Origin of the sequence: Flagellimonas okinawensis (assembly GCF_029194005.1) — a bacterium.
Classification (GTDB): Bacteria; Bacteroidota; Bacteroidia; order Flavobacteriales; family Flavobacteriaceae; genus Flagellimonas; species Flagellimonas okinawensis.
This window is the reverse complement of record NZ_JARFVA010000001.1, coordinates 662,712-684,522: the sequence shown is the minus strand read 5'-3', so window position 1 is coordinate 684,522 and position 21,811 is coordinate 662,712. Positions and strand designations below refer to the sequence as shown.

16 protein-coding genes are annotated in these 21,811 nt (G+C 44.9%); all 16 read left to right on the top strand.

The features are described 5' to 3' along the window. Nucleotides 1-41: 41 nt before the first annotated feature. The 16 genes from PY091_RS03225 to PY091_RS03150 all read left to right on the top strand — a co-directional run bounded on the left by PY091_RS03225 (nt 42) and on the right by PY091_RS03150 (nt 21,779). Nucleotides 42-3,878 carry an efflux RND transporter permease subunit gene (locus PY091_RS03225; RefSeq protein ID WP_275648308.1) on the top strand — a complete coding sequence of 1,279 codons (3,837 nt, stop codon included), beginning with the start codon at nt 42-44 and terminating at the stop codon, nt 3,876-3,878. Between the two features lies 1 nt (nt 3,879). Next, a complete protein-coding gene (locus PY091_RS03220) occupies nt 3,880-5,103 on the top strand; it encodes a TolC family protein (RefSeq protein ID WP_275648307.1) in 1,224 nt (407 codons plus the stop codon). A 4-nt stretch (nt 5,104-5,107) separates the two neighbouring features. Then, nucleotides 5,108-6,949 (top strand): efflux RND transporter periplasmic adaptor subunit, encoded by a 1,842-nt coding sequence (locus PY091_RS03215; protein ID WP_275648306.1) that lies wholly within the window; start codon nt 5,108-5,110, stop codon nt 6,947-6,949. A gap of 25 nt (nt 6,950-6,974) precedes the next feature. Continuing rightward, the gene (locus tag PY091_RS03210; protein WP_275648766.1) at nt 6,975-9,431 is read left to right on the top strand and encodes a multicopper oxidase domain-containing protein; all 2,457 of its coding nucleotides are present in this window, start codon (nt 6,975-6,977) and stop codon (nt 9,429-9,431) included. After that, complete coding sequence (locus tag PY091_RS03205; protein ID WP_036385867.1) at nt 9,432-10,739, top strand: APC family permease; 1,308 nt, start codon at nt 9,432-9,434, stop codon at nt 10,737-10,739. A gap of 131 nt (nt 10,740-10,870) precedes the next feature. Next, nucleotides 10,871-11,500 (top strand): DUF3347 domain-containing protein, encoded by a 630-nt coding sequence (locus PY091_RS03200; RefSeq protein WP_119647252.1) that lies wholly within the window; start codon nt 10,871-10,873, stop codon nt 11,498-11,500. Further along, nucleotides 11,501-11,959 carry a heme-binding domain-containing protein gene (locus PY091_RS03195; protein ID WP_036385864.1) on the top strand — a complete coding sequence of 153 codons (459 nt, stop codon included), beginning with the start codon at nt 11,501-11,503 and terminating at the stop codon, nt 11,957-11,959. A 340-nt stretch (nt 11,960-12,299) separates the two neighbouring features. Continuing rightward, nucleotides 12,300-12,797, top strand: coding sequence for a YybH family protein (locus tag PY091_RS03190; RefSeq protein WP_275648305.1), 498 nt, complete (start codon nt 12,300-12,302; stop codon nt 12,795-12,797). Beyond that, nucleotides 12,797-13,498, top strand: coding sequence for a PepSY domain-containing protein (locus PY091_RS03185; RefSeq protein ID WP_225604824.1), 702 nt, complete (start codon nt 12,797-12,799; stop codon nt 13,496-13,498). Before PY091_RS03190 ends, PY091_RS03185 begins: the two co-directional genes overlap by 1 nt. Nucleotides 13,499-13,770: 272 nt before the next feature. After that, complete coding sequence (locus tag PY091_RS03180) at nt 13,771-14,358, top strand: helix-turn-helix domain-containing protein (protein WP_036383511.1); 588 nt, start codon at nt 13,771-13,773, stop codon at nt 14,356-14,358. Between the two features lie 204 nt (nt 14,359-14,562). Beyond that, nucleotides 14,563-14,787, top strand: coding sequence for a heavy-metal-associated domain-containing protein (locus tag PY091_RS03175; protein ID WP_090294903.1), 225 nt, complete (start codon nt 14,563-14,565; stop codon nt 14,785-14,787). A gap of 279 nt (nt 14,788-15,066) precedes the next feature. After that, complete coding sequence (locus PY091_RS03170) at nt 15,067-15,462, top strand: DUF305 domain-containing protein (RefSeq protein WP_275648304.1); 396 nt, start codon at nt 15,067-15,069, stop codon at nt 15,460-15,462. A gap of 297 nt (nt 15,463-15,759) precedes the next feature. Next, a complete protein-coding gene (locus PY091_RS03165) occupies nt 15,760-18,018 on the top strand; it encodes a heavy metal translocating P-type ATPase (protein WP_275648303.1) in 2,259 nt (752 codons plus the stop codon). 27 nt (nt 18,019-18,045) lie between these two features. Further along, on the top strand, nt 18,046-18,255 hold the full coding sequence (locus PY091_RS03160; protein WP_090297511.1) for a heavy-metal-associated domain-containing protein: 210 nt from the start codon (nt 18,046-18,048) through the stop codon (nt 18,253-18,255). Nucleotides 18,256-19,012: 757 nt separating this feature from the next. After that, nucleotides 19,013-21,214: a DUF5916 domain-containing protein gene (locus tag PY091_RS03155; protein WP_275648302.1), complete on the top strand. Its 2,202-nt coding sequence runs from the start codon at nt 19,013-19,015 to the stop codon at nt 21,212-21,214. Nucleotides 21,215-21,320: 106 nt separating this feature from the next. Further along, a complete protein-coding gene (locus PY091_RS03150; protein WP_275648301.1) occupies nt 21,321-21,779 on the top strand; it encodes a (2Fe-2S)-binding protein in 459 nt (152 codons plus the stop codon). Nucleotides 21,780-21,811 lie beyond the last annotated feature (32 nt).

The window sequence follows — 21,811 nt, the reverse complement described above, 5'->3', positions numbered from 1 at the left end:
TTGGAACATTTTCACTATTTCCAACACAATAAACTCATGATATGCTTAATAAAATCATAAAATACTTTTTAGTGAACAAACTGGTGACCGTTCTCGTTTTAATAACGTTGGTTACCTGGGGGATTGTCACTTCCCCCTTCAATTGGAATACGGGCTTTCTCCCAAAAGACCCGGTGCCCGTGGATGCCATTCCCGATATTGGGGAAAACCAGCAAATTGTTTTCACGCAATGGCCCGGGCGATCGCCACAAGATATCGAGGATCAGATTTCTTATCCAATGACGACCTATTTACTTGGAATTCCAGGGGTGAAAACGATCCGTAGTTCATCCATCTTTGGATTTTCCAGTATCTATATCATTTTTAATGATGATGTGGAATTTTATTGGTCGCGCTCCCGGATCCTTGAAAAATTGAATTCACTTCCCGCAGGGCTGTTGCCCGATGGGGTAACCCCGACTTTGGGTCCTGACGCCACGGCATTGGGACAGGTATATTGGTATACCCTGGAAGGAAGGGACAAGGATGGGAACCCTACAGGAGGATGGGATCTGCACGAAATACGGACTGCCCAGGATTTTTATGTGAAATACGGGTTGAATGCCGTGGACGGGGTGTCCGAAGTGGCTTCGATCGGTGGTTTCGTCCAAGAATATCAAGTGGATGTAAATCCAGATGCCCTGAAAGCCTATAATATTCCTTTATACAAGGTCATGGAGGCCGTACGGAAGTCGAACAGGGATGTGGGCGCCAAGACCATTGAAGTCAATCAAGCAGAATATTTGGTCAGGGGCTTGGGATATGTCAAAAATACGGAAGACATAGAAAAGGCCGTGGTTGCCGTCTTTGACAATGTCCCGGTTCGGGTCAAGGATATTGGGGTGGTCAGCTTGGGACCGGCCACACGAAGGGGCGTGCTCGATAAAGGGGGCGCCGAAGTGGTAGGTGGCGTCGTGGTCGCCCGTTATGGTTCCAATCCTTTGGCGGTCATCAATAATGTGAAGGACAAGATCAAGGAAATCGCACCCGGTTTGCCCAAAAAGACATTGGCCAATGGTGTGGAAAGCCAATTGACCGTGGTCCCGTTTTATGACCGGACACAGCTCATCCACGAGACCATAGGTACTTTGGAAAATGCCCTGTCCCACGAAATACTGATCAGCATCATCGTTGTACTGGTACTTGTCCTCAACCTGAGGGCCTCTGTGATCATATCCAGTCTATTGCCTGTCGGGGTCCTAATGACCTTTATTGTCATGCAATATGCCGGGGTAGATGCCAATGTGGTGGCCCTTTCCGGGATAGCCATTGCCATAGGGGTGATGGTGGACGTGGGGATCGTGTTCGTCGAGAACATTATCCGTCATTTGGAAATGCCCGAGAACCATGGTGCCAAGGGCAAGGAACTCATTCAGGTAATATATAAGGCCACCGTGGAAGTGGCCTCGGCAATTACGACCGCATTGGCGACCACCGTCGTGAGCTTTGTGCCTGTCTTTGCCATGCAATCGGCAGAAGGGAAGCTATTTAGGCCCTTGGCCTTTACCAAGACCTTTGCCCTGTTGAGCGCCTTTGTGCTGGGAATCGTTGTGCTTCCGGCATTGGCCCATTTTGTAATGGGGGTGGATTATGACAAGAAACGGGTGCGACGGTTTTGGTCCATTCTATTGATATCCACCGGGCTTATTTTTGCATTTTATGCCCAGATGTGGTTGCCATTGGTCATTTCACTCATTGGGTTGAACAATTTGATGGAACCCAAATGGCCGGAGCACTATAAATCGTTTCCCAACTATATCAATTTGGGACTGACCGTTTTTATCGCTTCCTTCTTCCTGACCGAGGAATGGATGCCCTTGGGACCCCAAAACGGTATTGTGGTCAACTACTTTTTTGTGTTGTTCCTAGTGGGCATTATCCTGGCCGCTTTGATGGGAATCGTACATTTCTATACCCCGGTCCTAAAGTGGTGTCTGGAAAACAAAGGAAAGTTCATGCTCATCCCATTCGTGACCCTGTTTTTTGGGGTATTGGTTTGGCTGGGGTTCGATAGCACCTTTGGAATCGTGGCCAAAGGCTTTGAATCGGTAGGTTGGAAAAGTGTCAGACAGACCTCGGGATGGCAGGCAGCTTCCAAGAGATTCCCGGGAATAGGATCCGAGTTCATGCCATCGCTCAATGAAGGTTCGTTCCTGTTGATGCCGACATCCATGCCGCATTCAGGGGTGGAATACAACAAAAGGGTGGTTGGACAGTTGGATATGCTCTTGGGAAGCATACCCGAAGTGGACTTGGTTGTCGGTAAACTCGGTCGCGTTGAATCCGCACTGGACCCTGCACCCATTTCCATGTATGAGAACATCATCAACTATAAACCTGAATTCATTGTGAATGAAGACGGACATAGGGTCCGTTATAAAGTAGATCGAAAGGACAGGTTCATTACCCAGCATAAAGACACTTTGACCAATGAGGAGGCCTTGCAGTTAGGGATTGCCGAGAAGGACCTGATCGTGGATGAGGACGGTGAGTTTTTCCGAAACTGGAGGCCTCATATCAAATCCCCCAACGATATCTGGGATGAGATCGTAAAGGTCACCAAGATCCCGGGCATAACCTCTGCTCCCAAATTACAGCCCATAGAAACCCGGTTGGTGATGTTGCAGACCGGAATGCGCGCTCCCATGGGGATCAAGGTTTTTGGTCCCGATCTGAAGACCATCGAGGATTTTGGGATGCAATTGGAAGGTATCTTGAAGGAAGTGCCCTCGGTCAAGGCAGAAGCCGTATTCGCCGATAGAATAGTGGGCAAACCTTATTTGCACCTCAATATCAACAGGGACGGGATATCCCGATATGGTTTGAACATTGAAGATGTGCAGCAAAGCATCGAAACAGCGATCGGTGGGATGAAAATCACCTCCACCGTTGAAGGTAGGGAACGTTTTCCCGTGCGGGTGCGCTACCCGAGGGAATTGAGGGACGACCCGGAATCGTTGAAGAAAATTTTGATTCCCACACCGGTAGGGGCGCAAATTCCCTTATCCCAAGTGGTGGATTTTGAATATGTCCGCGGGCCTCAGGCCATCAAGAGCGAAAACACCTTTTTGGTAGGCTATGTGCTTTTTGATAAACGGGACGGTTTTGCGGAAGTCGATGTGGTGAACGATGCCCAGGAAGCCATCCAGAAAAAAATCGATGCAGGGGAATTAACGGTTCCCGCCGGAATAAGCTATAAGTTTTCAGGGAGTTATGAGAACCAAATCAGGGCAGTGAAAAGACTGTCCATTGTCATACCGATCAGTTTGATTGTGATTTTCTTGCTCCTGTTTTTTCAGTTCAAGACGGTCATCGCATCCTCCATCCATTTTTCCGGGGTTTTTGTTGCTTTTGCGGGAGGTTTCATAATGCTCTGGCTCTATGGTCAGGATTGGTTCATGAATTTTGCCATTTCAGGGGTCAACATGCGGGATCTGTTCCAAATGCACACGATCAATTTAAGCGTTGCGGTTTGGGTTGGTTTTATCGCACTTTTCGGTATTGCCACCGATGATGGTGTCATCATGGGTACGTACATCCACCAGGTTTTTGAGGAAAAGAACCCTCAAACCGTACCGGATGTAAGAGCGGCGGTTTTGGAGGCAGGGAAAAAAAGGGTCCGTCCCGCCATGATGACGGCCGCCGTGGCCATCATCGCCCTTTTGCCGGTACTGACCTCGACCGGAAAAGGGGCCGATATCATGATTCCCATGGCAATCCCGACTTTTGGGGGAATGGCCATACAGATCATGACCATGTTCGTGGTCCCGGTACTCCAAGCATATTGGAGGGAAACAGTCATTAAAAATCGCAACAAAGCATTGAAAAAAATACAGTAAAATGAAAAATGTATTGACCATCCTATTTGTCTTGACAAGTATCCTTTCCAACGGCCAGACCTTGGAGGATTACTTTAAGGTAGCGGCTGAGAACAACCCAGGGTTGCTTTCACAGTACAAAGATTTTGAGGCGGCGTTACAAAAAGTACCGCAGGTGAAGGCTTTACCAGATCCAAACTTGTCCTTTGGGTACTTCATCTCCCCGGTCGAAACCAGGGTAGGGCCCCAAAAAGCAAGGTTTTCACTGACCCAGATGTTTCCTTGGTTTGGAACGCTAAAGGCCCAAGGTGATGCCGCTGCACTTATGGCAGAGGCCAAGTACCAGTCCTTTTTGGACGCCAGGAACAAACTTTATTACGAGGTTTCGGCAGCTTATTTCCCATTGTACGAACTTAAGGAGTGGGTACGGATCGAAGAGGACAACATCGCCATTTTGGAATCCTACAGGACGGTTTCCAATACGAAATTCAAAAATGGCCTGGGATCATTGGTCGATGTCTTAAGGGTGGACGTGCTTTTAAAGGAAGCCCGGACGAATTTGGGCGTCCTGAAAAACAAGGAAATCCCCCTTTTGGCGTCCTTCAATAAACTATTGGACCGTAAGGAAGATGAACAAATAAACATCCCTGAGACCTTTGGGGTCAATGTACTGCCCATTGATTATGTCAAAGATTCCTTGGTAGTGGACCATCCGCTCTTGAATTCCCTGGAATTAAAGGTCAAGGCTGCAGCGGCATCCGAAAGGGCAGCCCTTAAACAAGGCCTGCCAAAAGTGGGGGTCGGACTGGACTATGTAATGGTTGATAAGCGTACCGACATGGTGGTTCCCGATAATGGCAAGGATGTATTGATGCCCATGGTTACCTTGAGCCTGCCCCTATTCAGGGGTAAGTACAGGGCAGCCGAAAAGGAGGCCCAATTGATGCAGGAAAGTTATGCACTGCAAAAAAAGGAAGTCACCAATACATTGAAGACCAATTATGAAATGGCCGTTTTTGACATAAGGCAGCAGACGGATTTGATTTCCCTCTTTGATGAACAGATCATGGAATCGGAACAAGCACTCAATCTGTTGTTCACAGCCTATGGGAATTCCGGGAAGGACTTCGAGGAGGTGTTGCGAATGCAGCAACAATTGTTGAAGTATACTAAATTGAAAATAAGCGCATTGACGCAATATGAAATAGCGTTGGCCAAGTTTAACTATATCACGGCAAAAAAATAATCAGATGAAATCAGAAACACAAAAAATAGTAAAAATAGCCTTGTCCACCTTGGTTCTTGGACTTTTGCTGGGATGGCTATTGTTCGGGGGCTCCAAGGGCAATGCCACAGAGGAACACCAACATACTTCGGAAGTATCGGGAGAAACCATTTGGACCTGCTCCATGCATCCCCAGATCAGACAGACGGAACCGGGAGATTGTCCCATTTGTGGGATGGACTTGATCCCTTTGGAAAATGACAACGGTTCGGAACTTGACCCCATGGCCGTTAGCATGTCGAAAACCGCCATGCAGCTTGCCAATGTCACTACGGAAATCGTGGGCAAGACCGCCCCGGTCAAATTGATCGATCTTAATGGCAAGGTGGAAGCGGATGAACGATCGATCTATTCCCAATCTTCCCATATTCCCGGCAGGGTGGAAAGGCTAATGGTGAATTTTACAGGGGAGTATATCAAGCAGGGGCAGATCATCGCCTATATTTATTCCCCTGACCTGGTCACTGCACAAGAGGAACTTTTTGAAGCAAGAAAGGTGGCGGACACCCAACCGCAGTTTTTTAATGCCGCCAAGGAAAAATTAAAAAACTGGAAGCTTTCCGACAACCAAATCGCACAGATACTTCAATCCGGGACCGTTAAGGAGGAATTGCCGATACATGCCGATGTTTCAGGCTACGTTACCGAAAAAATGGTAAACCTTGGCGACTATGTCAACAAGGGCAAGGCATTATATCAAATTGCCAACCTGAACAGCGTTTGGGTACTGTTCGATATTTATGAGTCCGACATGCCCTGGGTAAGAAAAGGCGATGAAGTGGTCTTTACCATACCCTCGCTCCCGGGCGAAAACTTCAAAGGCAGGATTTCCTATATCGACCCGGTGATCAATCCCATGACAAGGGTTGCCAAGGCCAGAATCGAGATCGGGAACACCGGTTTAAGGTTAAAGCCGGAAATGTTCGCTTCCGGAACCGTAAAAGCAAAACAGCCCATTGCATCAGAAGCGATAACCATTCCTAAGTCGGCAGTGATGTGGACCGGGGAACGTTCTGTGGTATACATCAAGAATACCACATCCAATGGGGTGAATTTTGTGTTGCGCGATGTCACCTTGGGACCATCGTTGGGAAATGGTTTCATTGTCAAGGAGGGGCTGCAAGAAGGGGATGAGATCGCGGTAAACGGGACCTTTAGTATCGACGCGGCGGCCCAATTGGCCGGGAAACCGAGCATGATGAATCCTGAAGGTGGGCCCGCCATGACGGGACATAACCACGGAGGCATGAAGATGGGGGATGACAAGGGTACAGGCGGTAGCGATCATTCGGAAATGGATATGGGGGATGTCAAACAGGAAAGTAAAACGGACCATTCCGACATGGACCAGCGAATAGCGGCGACAGGGATATTTCAGAACCAATTGAAACAGGTGTTGAGCGCCTACTTGGAGTTAAAGGATGCGCTTGTCAATGATAATGCCGCCAAGTCCAATGCCGCTGCAAAAAAAGTGTTGTCGGCCTTGGAACATGTGGATATGAAACAATTGACGGACAAAAAGGCGCACGGCCATTGGATGACGATATCGAAGGAAATCTCCAATTCGGCGAATTCCATTTCAAAGATATCGGATATCAAAGCGCAACGCGATCATTTTAAACATCTGTCCGCCCATCTATCCAAAGGTGTCAAGCTTTTTGGGGTCGATCAAAAGATATACGAACAGTTTTGCCCGATGGCCGATAACAACAAAGGTGCCTATTGGTTGAGTACGACCAAAGAGATCAAAAATCCCTATTTCGGAGAGGCTATGTTGACCTGCGGTGAAATCACCGATGAAATGTAATTGAACAAATGTAAATGAATGAATGATGAAAATATTGAAATCTAAAATCTTGTTTTTTGTCCTAACTGCCTTGACGACCCATGTTTTTGGGCAAGTGGGGACAAATGGTGAGGACAGAAAAGAGGAAGGTAGACCCGTTCGGGAATACAATCTTGTACTGGAACAGAACAAATTGACCCTCGGTGGGGTCACTGCCGATGCAATGACCATCAATGGGAGTATTCCGGGACCGGTCTTGGAATTCAACGAGGGTGACCTCGCCCTGATCAACGTGACCAATAAGATGGATGTGGAAACCTCCGTACACTGGCATGGATTGATCTTGCCCAATTTTTATGACGGGGTTCCCTATTTGACCACACCGCCCATAGAACCTGGCACAACTTTCCAATATCGGATTCCGATCAACCAATCAGGTACCTATTGGTACCATTCCCACACCATGCTGCAAGAGCAAAAGGGGGTGTATGGCTCGATACTGATCCATCCCAAGGAAAAGACGTTGGACTACGATAAGGATTTGGTCGTGGTGCTTTCCGATTGGACGAACGAAAAGGCCATGAACGTGCTCCGAAACCTTAAACGGGGAAACGAGTGGTACCAGGTCAAAAAAGGGACCGCGGTGCCCTTGAGCAGGGTCATCAAGGAAGGTGCACTAGGTGCACAGCTCAAATTTTGGCGAGATCGTATGGAGGGAGCGGATATTGCGGATATCTACTACCCCGCATTTTTGACCAATGGGAAAACATTGGCCGAATACCCTGATTTCAAACCAGGGGAAAAAGTGCGGCTCAGGTTCGTCAATGCCTCTGCCTCCACCTATTATTGGATGGATTTCGGTGGCGGTAACCCCATGGTGGTTTCCGGGGATGGTGTCGATGTGGAGCCTGTTTCCAAAAGTCGTTTTCTTTTTGGCATTGCCGAGACCTATGATGTCATCGTGACCGTTCCTGAAGGCACTTTGGAGGTAACCGCCACGGCACAGGACGGCTCCGGGCATACCTCGTTGCACTTAGGTCAGGGAACGCTTTTTCCCGCAACGACCATCGATAGGCCCGACAAAGTGGCGATGATGAAACAAATGGCCCGAATGGACATGAAAATGGGGGCTCCGGCAATGGCCGGCAACAAAAAAAAGAACACACCCGAATATCTCATGCACAAGTACGGAATGCAGATGGACATGAAGGATGGCAGCATGGATATGGGTATGCACAATGGGATGTCTATGGATAAGACCAAAATGAGCGGTCAAAAGGATAAACCCATTGCGAAGATGGATGATAAAAGGCCTATGAATGCGAATGAAGATCATAGGCACATGGAGATGGATAAAAAGATGGGGGATATGGCAGGAATGGAAAAGGATTCAACGTCAATGAAATCCACCGGACATAAGGACAAGATGGAAAACCCTATGGTTCAGACTATGCCAATGATGCAGAAAGACACTTCAGCTTTTGATTACGATACCCGTAAAACGTATTTCAACTATGACTTCTTAAAAGCAAAGGAAAGTACTACCTATAATGCCGATCTGCCCGTCAATGACATTCTGTTGAACCTGACGGGAAATATGCAACGGTATATCTGGAGTATGAACGGTGTGCCACTTTCAGAAACCGATAAGATCAAGATCAAAGGTGGGGAAGTAACCCGGATCACCCTCAACAACCTGACCATGATGCACCATCCGATGCACCTCCATGGGCATTATTTCAGGGTCATCAATGAGAATGGTGAAAAGTCACCCTTGAAACATACGGTCAATGTGCCGCCCATGCAGAAAGTGGTCATCGAATTTTATAATGAAGAGTACGGGGATTGGTTTTTCCACTGTCATATCCTCTACCACATGATGGGGGGCATGGCCAGGGTTTTCAGTTATGATACCCCAAGGGATCTGAGGATGAAGGATTTTCCTGTTCAAAAGTTGGTAGATGAAACTGACCATTATTATGCTTGGGGTGCTGCCAGATTGGGTTCCAATTTTAATGAACTCTTCCTTGTTTCAAGTAATATCAGGAATGAATTTGGGGTACGGGCAGAATTTGACTACGACCAAAATGCCGAGGTGGAAGTCAATTATAACAGGTATCTCAATGACTGGGTACGGGTCTATGCAGGGGTAAACACGGAAACCTCCATCCCTGATTCCTATGACCGTTTCAATACAGTGGGACTGATAGGGGTCAAGTATTTTACCCCATACCGCTTTAATATGGATGTGAGTATGGACCACCAGCTGCGTCCAAGAATAAGGTTGGATAGGGAACTATTGCTTTTTCCCAGGATTTTCCTCGAGGGGGAATATGAATTTCGGGCCGATTTTGGATGGGTCAACGATTTGGGGAATTCATCCTATGAAAGTGAGACCCAATGGCTGGTAGGGGCCTCCTATATCCTTTCACGTAATTTTTCAATCCAGGCCAATTACAACAACCGATATGGTTGGGGCGGAGGCCTGCTAGCCCGTTTTTAAATGGCAGAATACAAAAAAAATAGCCTGAGTCTGACCAATACCATTGCTTTGGGAACCGGTGTGATGATCGGTGCGGGAATTTTTGCGCTCTTGGGTCAGGTTGCCGAACTCTCCGGCCAATGGTTTCCCTTTGCTTTTTTAATCGGGGCAGTCATCTCAGGTTTCAGTTCCTACACCTATGTCAAAATGTCCAATACCTACCCCTCTGCCGGGGGCATTGGCATGTACCTCAAAAAGGTTTACGGTAAAACGGCCTGGACCGCCACCGGTGCACTGCTGATGGCCCTTTCCATGGTCATCAATGAGAGTTTGGTGGCCCGGACGTTCGGGACCTACGTATTGGAGCTTTTTGATGTGGAGTCGAAAGGATTCTGGCCCCCGATCCTTGGGGTATTGTTGTTGATCACAGCCTTTATTGTCAATGTGATGGGAAACAAAGCTATCGGGGGATCGTCCTTGGTCATGGCCATACTAAAAATCGGCGGGATAGCGGTTTTTGCCATTGGTGGCCTTTGGGCAGCTGGATTTACCTTTGATCAGGTCGTTCCTTCCCAGTCCTTGACCGAGCATTCCCTGGTGGATTATTTGGGGGCATTGGCACTGTCGATATTGGCCTATAAGGGTTTTACCACCATTACCAATAGTGGGGATGAGATCGTCGATCCCAAACGTAACGTGGGACGGGCCATTGTCATTTCTTTGGTGATATGTACCCTGGTCTATCTCATGGTGGCATTTGCGGTCTCTTCCAATCTTTCCATCCAGGAAATCATTGCGGCCAAGGACTATTCGCTGGCCGAGGCATCCAGACCCGCTTTTGGAAAATATGGGGTCTGGTTCACCGTTGGTCTGGCGATCATATCCACCGTTTCCGGGGTCGTTGCCAGCATTTTTGCCGTTTCCCGGATGACCACCATGCTCACTGAAAAGGAATTGATACCACATCGACATTTTGGGATTCCCGGGGACATACAGAAACATATGTTGGTGTATACCGTGGTGATTGCCATAGGGCTCACCATGTTGTTCGATCTGAGCCGGATCGCTGCATTGGGGGCCATCTTTTATTTGATCATGGATATCGGGATCCATTGGGGGGTCCTAAACAATCTACGAAAGGAAATCGGTGCAAATCCCATTATCCTCATTACGGCCCTTGTGCTGGATGTACTGGTGTTGGGCGCCTTTATTTGGTCAAAGGCCGGTAGTGATCTTTTGGTGGTCATTGTTGCCCTGGTATTGATGGTGCTTATTTTTTTCGGGGAACGATTGTTTTTGGGGAAAAAGCGTACGGTCGAGGAAGAATAAGGGTAGAGTGCCTGCGTGGGAGAAATGGAAAATTAGATGAAAAAATTAAAATAGCAACAATAATGGGGGATAATACAAATATGCCGACCCTGGGCAATCAAAATGAGGAATTAATCTTAAAATCAATTACAATGAAAAGAACAACAGTTACATTAAGTACAATTGCCATTGCGCTTTTGACCATTACCGTGATTTCCTGTAAGGACGGTAAGAAGGAAACAAATGACAAGGAAGGAGCCCATATGGAGATGGGAACGGAAGAGGGCCATCACCATGAGAGCTCTGCGGGGGAAATGGACCACGGGACCATGGACCATGATATGGGTTCGTCCGATGCACAGGGCACATCCGTGATCGATAGCTACCTCCAACTGAAGGATGCCCTGGTGGCGGACAATAAGGATGAAGCGGCCAAATCGGGCCAAGCCTTGGCCAGTGCCTTGGGCAGCTTTGATATCAGCGGATACGATGAACAGCAACAGAAGGAGCTGTCCGATATCATTGAAGTGGCCAAGGAACATGGGGAGCATATCGCCAAAAGTGATATCGGTCACCAACGGGAACACTTTGAGGGACTGGGCAAGGATATGGTCGATTTTATTGCCATAACCGGGACTTCCAAAACCTTGTACCAACAATTCTGCCCCATGTACAACAACAACCAAGGAGGAACGTGGCTCAGCGCAAGCAGCGAAATCCAGAATCCATTTTTTGGAAGTAAGATGTTGACCTGTGGTAAGGTGCAAAAGGAAATCAATTAAATGAAAGTACTGAAAATCATAGTATTGGTAGTGCTGTTGGGATTTGTGGGCATCCAGTTTGTGCCCACAGATCCCAACTTGAGCGATGTGGTTCCCGATACGGACTTCATGTCGGTGAACCAGGTTGCCAAGGATATCGAACACGATTTGCGGGTATCTTGCTATGATTGCCACAGTAACAACACCCAATACCCGTGGTACAATAAGGTCCAACCCATCGCCTGGTTTTTGGAAGAACACATCAAAGAGGGAAAGGAAGAACTCAATTTCAATGAATGGGGCGACTATTCGGATCGAAGAAAAAGGAGCAAACTAAAGTCCATCGCAAGTCAGATCGAAGACGATAAGATGCCCCTATCTTCCTATACCCTGATCCATAAGGATGCAAAATTATCGGTGGAAGAGAAAGAACGGATATTGACCTTGGTAAATGATCTAATGGAAGAATTGGATAATTGAAAATGACATGGAAATTACCCTAAAACCGGGACAAACGATATTGCTATTGTTGTTGGTCATGTCCGGTTACTATGAATGAGGAAATAAAGTCCTGAAAGGGAGGGGAACACCCAAAGTTGATTGGTTGGTGAGTTAGTTAGTTAATCGTTCCCTTCCCTTGTCAGGCACTAATGGAAAAAAAGGATGAAAGATTGTTGTCGTGACAATGGACCTGTGCAGCCGAAAAAGGCCATTTTAAAAAAATGGTTGGCCCATATCCTGTATGGGATCGTCATTTCGATTGTCCTGGGAGCCTTTATCATACAATATATACTAACCTAAACAATGTTAAAACAAACCAATGAAACGTATTACTTTACAGATTTTTCTAATGGCCGTATTTCTCACAGGGACAAGCTTTGGCCAAACAAACCCTAACAAGGAAAACCTAGACCAGGACAGGGCCGCTGTGCTGAGGATATTGGAAAGCTATAAAGAAGCACTGCAAAACTTGACCACGGAAGGTACCTTGGAGCTTTTTGCGGAAGATTCCGAAGTTTTTGAATCCGGGGGCGTGGAAGGCACCTATCAACATTATCTCGACCATCATATAGGTCCAGAACTCGGACATTTCAACAGTTTTAAGTTTTCGGATTATACCATCGAGGTGAAGGTGGAGCTACCCTTTGCCTTTACCACGGAAAGCTATGTCTATACCATTGGCCTAAAATCGGAAAATGGAGGTGAGGGCAAAATGATCAGCAGAAAAGGGGTTGCCACCTCAATCCTTAAAAAAATGGATGGGGAATGGAAAATTGTGAAGATGCATAATTCCTCACGGAACAACTGGAAGAACTAATGGTCGGAAGAAAAACATCGATGAAAGTCAGAAAGATACATAGGTATCTTGGCCTATTTATTGGTATCCAGTTCCTTATGTGGACTATCAGCGGACTATATTTTAGTTGGACGGACATTGATGAGATCCATGGGGATCAATTCATCAAGGAGCATGTGAGCCAGCCCGAGTTTGGCAATTTGATTGCTCCCAATGGACACGGGAACGTTAAGGTCACATCTTTGGAATTGAGAAATATAGGGGGAAGTCCCTATTATTGGATCAATGGTGGGGTTTTGATGGATGCACAAACGGGGGAGATCAAAAAGGGTATCGATGAACAACAGGCCTTGGCCGTTGCCTCACAGTATATGTTGCCAGAACTTAAGGTCAAAGATGTCGAAAGACTCACCCAAACAGGTGGGCAGCACGAGTATCGGGGACGTCCATTAGCGGCCTATGTGATAACCTATGAAACGGATGAAAACCTGAAAGCGTATGTCTCAGAGGCCGATGGGTCGTTCCAACGTGTGAGGCATCGGGCCTGGAGATGGTTCGATTTTTTATGGATGACCCATACCATGGACTATGAGGGACGGGACGATTTTAACACCATGGTTTTACGGATTTTTTCCCTGATGGGATTGATTACCGTTTTGAGCGGATTCTTGTTGTGGTATGTCAGCTCCCCAACGATCAGAAAACTATGGAAAAGGCGATAGTTCAAACACATTGACATATTATTTGGCAAAGGACTCCTGTTAGGAGCAAATAGTTGACCATTGAACCAGTTGAATCATTGTTGGAAAAATGAGCGAATTTAGGAGACAAAGGCGAAAGAAAAAAAGGGAGCTGGTAAAAAGGAAACAGAGTCGGGCCAAGAAAAAAAAGGAAAGAAGAATGAAAATCCTTGGCATATTGGCATTAGTGCTGATTGTAATATTGGCAGTGGTCGTCATTTTTTTGAAGGCCCTGTGGAAATTCACTACATAATATGGAAGTTGGGTCCAGTAAATCGAAAGATGTGTTGTACATCAAAAACATGGTCTGTCCGAGATGCATCATGGCCGTCAAAGGTATTTTGGACGATGAGGGCATTCCCTATATGAATGTGTCGTTGGGTGAAATAACCCTCAATGGGAAAATCACGCCTGAAAAACGGGAAGGTCTCAACGAACGACTTGAGAAAATTGGATTTACGATCATCAACGATCGTAAAGGTCAGTTGATAGAACAGATCAAAAACCTAGTGATTGAGGCGATACACTACACCGGACCCATGGAAAAGGTCAAATGGCCCGAATACCTTTCCGATGGATTGCATCTTGACTATAAGTATCTTAGTTCGCTGTTTTCCGCGGTGGAAAGCATTACCTTGGAGCAATATATCATCAACCAAAAGATTGAAAAGATCAAAGAGTTTCTTGTTTATGACGAATTGGGCTTAAAAGAAATAGCGTTTCAATTGGACTATAGCAGCGTTGCCTATTTAAGCAACCAATTTAAAAAAGTAACTGGAATGACACCTACACAATTTAAGAAAAGTGCCATTCAAAATAGAATATCGCTTGATGATATTTAACCTCTACCATTAAGGGCGCAATACCTTTCCAAGGAACCAGCTTCCTAAACGCTATTTAAAAAACATCTTTCTTCGCAAATGGGTCAAGGTTTGTTTTTTTTCAAACAATGCCCTTATACAGAAAGTGTTACTTTTCCCATACGTGTTGGAACCAACATTGTTGATTCTATGTGTAAAATTGTTAAAATATAAAATCATCACAACATGAAAAGAAGATACCAAATAGAAGGAATGACTTGTGATGGCTGTAGGGGGCACGTTGAAGAAGCTCTTTTCAATGTGGCCGGTGTAGCCGATGTAGCGGTCAATCTAAAAAACGCAGAAGCTACAGTGGAGTCGCAATTTGAGGTCCCCCTTGAAAATCTACAAAAGGCATTGGAAAATAACGGAGGTCAATATAAAATACAAGCGATGAGCAAAGCCAATTGAACCAATATATGATAACTGGGACAGGTAAATTGTCAGGCCTACAATTGGAATGGAACAATACAATAATCGAAAGTCAAGGAATAATCACAATAACCAGATAAAATTTGCACAATGGAAGATAGTCAAAGGAAATCCAATAATTATTTAAAGTTTTTTGCGATGATTGGCACCTCAATGGTCGCCATGTTTTTTTTAATGTACACCCACTCATATCAAATCATTGATCATTTTTGGTATAGTGAGACTAGATTTTTCATGACTTTGATAATGGGGGGATCGATGATCATTATTATGCTGCTATATATGCTACAGATGTATAAAGACCGACGCAAGAACATGTCAATTTTAGCCTTGGGTGTTTTGTTGATTGCAGGTGGGATATGGCTGGTCAGGAGTCAGGTTACCGTTTCAGGAGTCGACTACATGGAAGGAATGATACCCCATCATTCCATTGCTATTTTGACCAGTAAACGTTCTCAAATAAAAGATGTCAGGGTACGTGAGCTTGCCAATGAAATTATCAAGGCGCAACGCAGGGAGATAATGGAAATGCAATGGTTGATAAACGACATCAAGGAAAATGGAATAGTGGAAACCGAAGCTGGGAAAGAAAAGCGGCCTATTCCTAAATTCGAGGGATCGCTTAGCGAAGAAACAAAGAATCTGGCCGAATGAGAGGCGATTACTTACTACCAATGCTTTCGTTTTGCCCCAAGTTCACTACAATGGTTTGTCCTATCGAATATATTCTAAACTGATCGGGGCAAATTCTCCAAAAAAGATTGACGTGGGCGAACCTGATCTCATAGATGTTGCCGAATTCTAAAAACCACTCACCAATTAAGGTTAAGTACTTGACGAAGAAAGGTAAAGGTTGATTTTTCGGAAAATTCTACAACTCTTTCAGTAAATAACGTAACAGTGCATTTTAGGTCTATTCTGAAATTTGTACCATACAAATCGGAGTAGAAAATGGATGCAATCGATATTATTGAGGACACCGAAAGGAAACCGAAGACGGTGTCAAAAAAATCTTTCCCGGTCACTGGAATGACCTGTGCTGCCTGTGCATCCAGCGTGGAATCCATGCTAGGCCATACGGAAGGGGTCTACAATGCCAGTGTCAACTTTGCCAATAGTACGGTCCTTGTGGAGTATGACAGTGCTATGGACCTAAGCGATCTTCAAAATGCGGTACGTCAAATCGGTTATGATATAATTGTGGATGCCGAGGATCCTACCGAAGTACAGGAAGAGCTTTCGAAAAAGCATTATGTATCCATAAAAAAGCGAACCCTTTGGTCCGCTATTTTGACACTTCCCATTTTCCTTCTGGGGATGTTTTTTATGGATTGGGTCCTGGGTAGGTGGATTTCGTTGGTACTTGCCGTTCCTATCCTGTTCTGGTTTGGCCGAAGTTTTTTCATAAATGCCTTCAAACAGGCCAGATTCGGTAAGGCCAATATGGATACCTTGGTCGCACTCAGTACGGGCATTGCCTTTTTGTTCAGTGCATTCAATACCTTTTTTCCTGAATTTTGGCTCAGTAAAGGCATGGAACCCCATGTATATTATGAGGCGGCCACAGTGATCATCACCTTTATTTCATTGGGGAAATTATTGGAAGAAAAGGCGAAATCAAATACATCCTCCGCCATAAAGAAATTGATGGGGTTGCAGCCCAAGACCTTAAAGGTGATAGAAGATGGGGAGGAAAGGGAAATCTCTATTTCTTCGGTCAAGGTAGGTCAAACGATATTGGTCAGACCGGGAGAGAAAATCCCTGTGGATGGAACAGTGTCCAAAGGAAGTTCCTATGTTGATGAAAGTATGATCACGGGCGAACCCGTCCCTGTAGAAAAGACAAAGGGTGAAAAAGTTTTTGCCGGTACCGTAAACCAAAAAGGAAGCTTTCAGTTTGTAGCTGACCGGGTGGGAGGGGAGACCCTTTTGTCCCAGATCATCAAGATGGTGCAGGAAGCACAGGGGAGCAAGGCGCCCGTACAAAAATTGGTGGACAGGATTGCCGGTATTTTTGTTCCCGTGGTAATGACGATTTCAGTGGTGACATTTATCACCTGGATGTTCCTGGGAGGTGAGGACGCTTTTACCCATGCACTGTTGACCGCAGTTGCCGTATTGGTAATAGCTTGTCCTTGTGCGCTGGGTTTGGCAACCCCCACAGCCATCATGGTGGGAATCGGCAAGGGGGCCGAACACAATATCCTCATCAAAGATGCGGAAAGTTTGGAGTTGGGTTACAAAGTAAATGCCATTGTCCTGGATAAAACGGGAACCATAACAGAAGGAAAGCCAGTGGTGACCGATATGGTCTTTGCGGACCATGTGACCGATCACAGGGGCCTGGAGCAAATTTTATATGCCATGGAAGGACAGTCCGAACATCCCTTGGCTGAAGCCGTGGTCTCCTTTTTAAAAAATAGAAAGGTAAATCCGATCGAAATTTTGAACTTCAATAGTATTACAGGAAAAGGTGTTCGAGCTGAGGCATTGGATGGAACCCAATACCTTGTGGGCAATCATAAGTTGATGGTCGAAAAAGGAATCGCCATGGATGACAACCTGGGGCACATGGTCGAAGGGTTAGAGCAGGAGGCCAAAACGGTCATATACTTTGGCGGTGGAGGCAAGGTAAAGGCGATTTTGGCCATTATGGATAGCATAAAAAAGTCCTCAAAGGAAGCCATACGGGAAATGCAGGGGAATGGTATGGAAGTTTACATGATGACCGGTGATAACAAGATGACAGCCGAAGCCGTATCACAACAGGTGGGTATCAAAAGCTATGAAGCCGAAGTGCTCCCATCAGAGAAAGCTGATTTTGTAAAAAGGCTTCAAGAAAGTGGAAAGGTGGTCGCCATGGTGGGCGATGGTATCAATGATTCGCAGGCACTTGCCCAAGCAGATGTCAGCATCGCCATGGGCAAAGGGTCCGACATAGCCATGGATGTCGCGAAAATGACCCTGATCACCTCTGATTTAAATGCGATTCCCAAAGCGCTGAAGCTCTCCCATAAGACCGTTATAGGTATAAGACAAAATCTTTTTTGGGCCTTTATATACAATATCATTGGAATTCCTATAGCTGCAGGGCTTCTATATCCAATCAATGGATTTTTGTTGGACCCGATGATAGCTGGTGCCGCTATGGCCTTTAGCAGTGTATCGGTCGTATTGAACAGTTTGAGGCTTAAAACGATTAAACTATAGTAATTTTCTAATTTAAAATCGATGAACATGAGTACATTACAATTCAAATCAAATATTAAGTGCAGTGGGTGTGCCAATACCGTAAAACCATTTTTGGATAAGGTGGATGGCGTGACCGATTGGTCTGTAGACTTTGCCTCCCAAGACAAATTGTTGATCGTACAGACCACAAGTGCCACGGAAGAGGAAATCACTTCTGCCGTTGAATCGGCTGGATATCATTTGACCAAGAAATAAAAGGAACGTCCAGAAGAATATATTAAAAGGTTCGAATAGGATTGGGGGTTACCTTAATCCTATTCGGGTTGTATAAGTTTATTGGATTTTTCTACACAACTTCGGTATAGGCATGGTCATTGGTAGTATTGAAAACATCACAAGATTCAGGTATCACTGCAATCAAAATCTCTAAACTCGATCGTGTCCATCATGTAAGGTGGACCAGTAATGGCTTGGCTGGAACACCGGTGGCAAAAATCTAAATCTTGTAATTTATACGGCTAGGTTAAAATTGACAATCAAAGTTCTTATTATATCTGCTTGTCGATAGGCCGAATAGATGCTTAACTTGTTTGTGATGAGCTTTTGAACTCACAAAAATTCCTTTGTCTATTTTGATTTAAAATTAAATAAAACAAGATGGTGTGGTTTGATTTTAAATATCGATATTTACGTTGTGAAAATCATTATTTCACACGAAGATGTCCTATGGGATGTCCTATTTTGGGAAAATCGACATAATATTCTGGATATTAATGGGTTAGCACCTCGTCAAGAGGTCAGTCATCCCGACAAACCAGTAAAATTTATTTTACTGGTTTTTTTTATTCCAATTTTTACGGGCATTTATAAGGCGTTGATATTCAGTAAATCAAATTAGTGACACTACAACTGTAATAATGGTAGGAACATCCGTAACTTAGGTACTCCAAATCCTTCTTTGACCTCCTATTTTTGTGAAGCACAATTAATTGAACAATCAAAGTAAAGTAAAATGGGAAAATCAGTAAAATGGGGTTGTGCCATTTTTTTTATTCTCCTGTGCGCTACCATGCAAGGTCAGGGCATTCCAAAAACCATCACGGCAAAGTTTATCGAAGGCAGTATTAATTTAGATGGTGTAATGGACGAACCTTTGTGGGATCAGGCTGAAATGGCAACTGATTTCATGCAGTTTTTTCCAACAGATTCCAAATTGGCAGACTACCCAACCACTTTCAAAATTCTTTATTCAGAAACCACTTTATATATTGGTATTCGAGCGGAAGCGGACAACGGCAATTATGTGGTATCTTCCTTAAAACGAGACTTTGGAGGGACCACCAACGATAATGTTTCCTTGCTGTTCGATACTTTTAACGATGGAACAACGGCCTATTTTTTCGGAATAACACCATATGGTGTTCGTAGGGAAGGATTGGTTTCGGAAGGCGGCAATAATTTTAATAATACTTGGGATGTAAAATGGAAGGCTGAGGCCACACGGTTCAATGATCATTACGTTATAGAAGTGGCCATCCCATTTACTTCACTCAAATTTGTGGAAGGCAGCACAAAATGGAGGTTCAGAAGCTATCGCTGGAACAATCAATCCAATGAGCAATCTACATGGGTGCAGGTGCCGCAACAACAACGACTATCAAGTTTGGCATATATGGGAGAATTGCGCTTTGAACGCCCATTGGGGCAATCGCGAACGCCATTTACCTTGATTCCCTATATAAATGCCCTGAACGATCACGATTTTACTACGGATGAATCCAATACCAAATTTAAAGTTGGGGGAGATGCCAAAGTGGCCATCGGAAACGGGATGAATTTGGACATAACACTGAACCCTGATTTTTCCAATGTGGAGGTAGATGATATTTTCACCAATCTGACGCGTTTTGAACTTCGTTTGCCCGAAAAAAGACAGTTTTTTATTGATAACAGTGATCTTTTTGAAAGTTTCGGAAATTCCTTTAATGAGGCCAAACCATTTTTCTCAAGAAGAATTGGACTAGCAAGGGATACGCTTGGAAATCTTATCCAGAACGATATTATTGGTGGGGTTCGATTAAGCGGAAAGCTCAACAAGGATTGGCGGTTAGGTGTTTTGAATATTCAAACGGCAAAGGATCAGGAAAATAGGATTGCCTCCAATAACAACATGATGTTGGCTTTGCAACGTAAAATCGGAAGTAGGTCTAACATAGGTTTGTTTTGGGTAAACCGTCAGGCTACAGGTGAAAAGGCATTTTTGGACCCTTTGGATGAATACAACCGTGTTATTGGTGCGGATTATAATTTAGCATCTTCCGATGATATTTGGCGTGGTAGATTTTACCTGCATAAATCTTTTCAGCCCAATGATCACGAAGGTAATTTTTCATCGCAGGCAACAGTGACCTATAATCCCAGACGTTGGGAAATTACGGAGGACCTGGTTTACGTAAATGAGGATTTTAGGGCGGATTTGGGGTTTGTTCCCCGGCGCGATATTGTTAAATGGGGTAACGGTATCAAACGGATTTTTTACCCTAGCAGCGGAATTTTCAATACACATGGGCTTAGGGCATTGACCATTATGTATTGGAGGCCTTCATTAGATTACAAAAAAACCGATCATAGGTATTCGTTTACATGGGATACCGCCTTTAAGAACCAGGCCGTGGCAGAAGCATCTTTCACCAACAACTTTATTTATTTAACAGCCCCTTTCGACCCAACACGGACACCGGGAGGACAGCCTTTGCCAGGAGGTCAGGGATATCATTTTAATCAAATGGAATTTGTTTATCAATCCAATAATGTCAACTTGTTGACCTATGGCGTACAGGGAACGGTAGGACGATTTTTTAATGGGGACATTTTATCCTTGGGAGGTCAGGTGGCTTATCGTATTCAGCCATGGGTGCAATTTACGCTAGGGGCCAATTATGATAAAATAGATCTTCCCGACCCTTATGAGGATGCAGATTTATGGCTGGTCACTCCCAAAATAGATGTGACATTTACCAAGAACTTGTTCTGGTCCACACTGGTTCAGTACTCCAATCAAAGGGATAATTTGGGTATTAATTCTAGGTTGCAATGGAGGTTTGCACCTTTGTCCGATCTCTATTTGGTCTATAACGACAACTATTTTACCCAAACCTTTGCACCACGTTTTAGGTCGATCAATCTAAAATTAACGTATTGGCTAAACCTTTAGCTTTTATATTGTAAACATCAAACATTTAACAGTTTAATTGTGAATCCGTTACATCTTTATTTCGATTGAATGGATTTTGTTCGTAAATTCAAACAAACTCAAAATAATGGCAAAATACACACTCAATATCAACGGTAAAAGTCACGAGGTGGATGCTGATCCATCAACTCCAATGCTATGGGTACTTAGAGACCATTTAAACTTAGTGGGAACAAAATATGGGTGCGGTATAGCTCAATGTGGCGCATGCACCATCCACTTGGAAGGAACTGCAACTCGTGCCTGTATGCTAACGGTTGCTTCTGTTGGAAATCAACAGGTCACTACCATCGAGGGCTTATCCGAAGAGGGCGATCACCCGGTACAAAAAGCATGGTTGGAAGTTGATGTGCCCCAATGCGGCTATTGTCAGGCGGGTCAGATAATGACCGCGGCAGCTTTACTGGAGAACAATCCGAATCCTACCGATAACGAAATTGAAATGGCCATGAATGGCAATATCTGCCGTTGCGGAACCTATACCCGCATCAAAAAGGCTGTAAAATTGGCCGCCAGTTCCAAATAGGAACAGAATTAATCATCTAAAAACTACCACAT